3 protein-coding genes are annotated in these 1,771 nt (G+C 62.6%); 2 read left to right on the forward strand and 1 reads right to left on the reverse strand.

What is annotated here, in order from left to right:
• On the reverse strand, positions 1 to 287 hold a 287-nt coding region (locus ACEQFP_RS17390; protein ID WP_195903891.1), incomplete at its 3' end, for a hypothetical protein.
• 368 nt (positions 288 to 655) lie between these two features.
• On the opposite strand from ACEQFP_RS17390, the gene ACEQFP_RS17395 reads away from it, so the two are divergent.
• Together ACEQFP_RS17395 and ACEQFP_RS17400 are read left to right on the forward strand one after the other, a co-directional pair.
• A complete protein-coding gene (locus ACEQFP_RS17395; protein WP_198089514.1) occupies positions 656 to 1,381 on the forward strand; it encodes a recombinase family protein in 726 nt (241 codons plus the stop codon).
• The gene (locus ACEQFP_RS17400) at positions 1,378 to 1,602 is read left to right on the forward strand and encodes a hypothetical protein (RefSeq protein ID WP_000743213.1); all 225 of its coding nucleotides are present in this window, start codon (positions 1,378 to 1,380) and stop codon (positions 1,600 to 1,602) included. Before ACEQFP_RS17395 ends, ACEQFP_RS17400 begins: the two co-directional genes overlap by 4 nt.
• Positions 1,603 to 1,771: the final 169 nt, after the last annotated feature.

Here is a 1,771-nt window from a genome sequence, read left to right on the forward strand (position 1 = left end):
GTAAGCAGAGTTTTTGAAATGTAAGGCCTTTGAATAAGACAAAAGGCTGCCTCATCGCTAACTTTGCAACAGTGCCGCGCGACGAGCAGCAGCACCAGGAGCAGAAGCACGTCGAGAAAAAGCAACAGCAGATCGAGCAGCGCCCACGGCGGGCCGCTCGCATCGGATAAGTCGAAAAATCCGGCTAAAGTGGCCGAGCTGCACATCAGGCCGCGCGGTTTTCCTCCCTGATCGCCGGCGCGGTTTCTTCCTCCCTGAACCGCATGCAGACTTGCCGCCTCGGACACCCCGAGGCGGTTTTTTTTCGCCTCGCTCGAGCATCGCCGCATCCGACGATGCCGAGACGACCAGGCCGCGCACGTCGAGCTGCAGCATCGCCATTGCCGACGATGGCACCAGGTCGCCGGCGGTGGCCACCGACCTCGAGCTCGCATCGCCACATCCGACGATGCGCGCCGGCGTCGACCATCGCCAGGTCTGACGATGGCGGCCGCCCTGCCCTGGATCTCGCATCGCCATTTCTGGCGATGAGATCCACGGAGCGGCCATTTAGACCCGCCAATAACGACCCGGCCAAGATAAATCGCATGACGGCCTTTTTGGCCGGGGGTAGCATGACCGGACACTTTGCGTATGCCCAAAGGAGCCCGCAAGTATGCGCAGGACGAAGCCAGTAGCCGCGCCGATGGTGGCGCGGGTCTATCTGCGCGTCAGCACCGACGCGCAGGACTTGGAACGCCAAGAGGCGATCAAGGCCGCCGGCTACTACGTCGCCGGCATCTACCGTGAGAAGGCATCCGGCGCACGCGCCGACCGGCCTGAGCTGCTGCGCATGATCGGCGACCTACAGCCCGGCGAGGTGGTCATTGCCGAGAAGATCGACCGCATCAGCCGCCTACCTTTGCCCGAGGCCGAGCGCCTGGTGGCCTCGATACAGGCCAAAGGCGCACGCCTGGCCGTCCCTGGCGTGGTCGATCTATCCGACCTGGCGGCCGAGGCCCAGGGCGTCGCCAAGATCGTGCTGGAAGCCGTGCAGATCATGCTTTTTCGCCTGGCCTTGCAGATGGCCCGCGACGACTACGAGGACAGGCGCGAACGCCAGCGCCAAGGCATTGAGTTGGCCCGCCAGGCCGGGCGGTACAAGGGCCGCCGTGCTGATCCGAAGCGCCGCGCCCAAGTTGTCGCGCTGCGCAAGTCCGGCTACAGCATCAACAAGACCGCCGAGCTGGCCGGGTACAGTGCGGCCCAGGTGAAACGGATATGGGCCGAGGTCAGCCAGGCCGAAGCGAAGCAGCACGGCGCGTTCGTGGAGGACGCATTGACGGAAGCCGATGCCCTGGCCGCTGTCGGCCAGGATGAGCGCCAGGAGGAAAGGGCATGAAGAAGCCGAACCAAGACGACGAGCCGTTTTTCATCACCGAGGAGATTGCGGCCGAAATGATCGCCGGCGGCTATGAGTTCGAGCTGCCGCCCATTCCTTGCACCATCCGCCTACGCGACGTGCTGGAGCGCATGACCGATGCTGAGCTAGCATTGCAGCCGGGCGAGATCGCCGACCAGGAGCGTGAACGCTGCCGGCGCAAGCCGTGTTCAACCTCATGATCTGGTCATGGTATTTTTCATGGCACTGAGCCTGATAGTTCTTGCAAATTGTTGTCACTAAAGGGTTTTGTGTGCTTGTTTACAATCGAGTGGGAGTGACGGGCACTGGCTGGCAATGTCTAGCAACGGCAGGCATTTCGGCTGAGGGTAAAAGAACTTTCCGCTAAGC

The sequence above is a fragment of the Edwardsiella sp. A.80236 genome, from assembly GCF_044540725.1.
Taxonomy (GTDB): Bacteria; Pseudomonadota; Gammaproteobacteria; order Enterobacterales; family Enterobacteriaceae; genus Edwardsiella; species Edwardsiella tarda.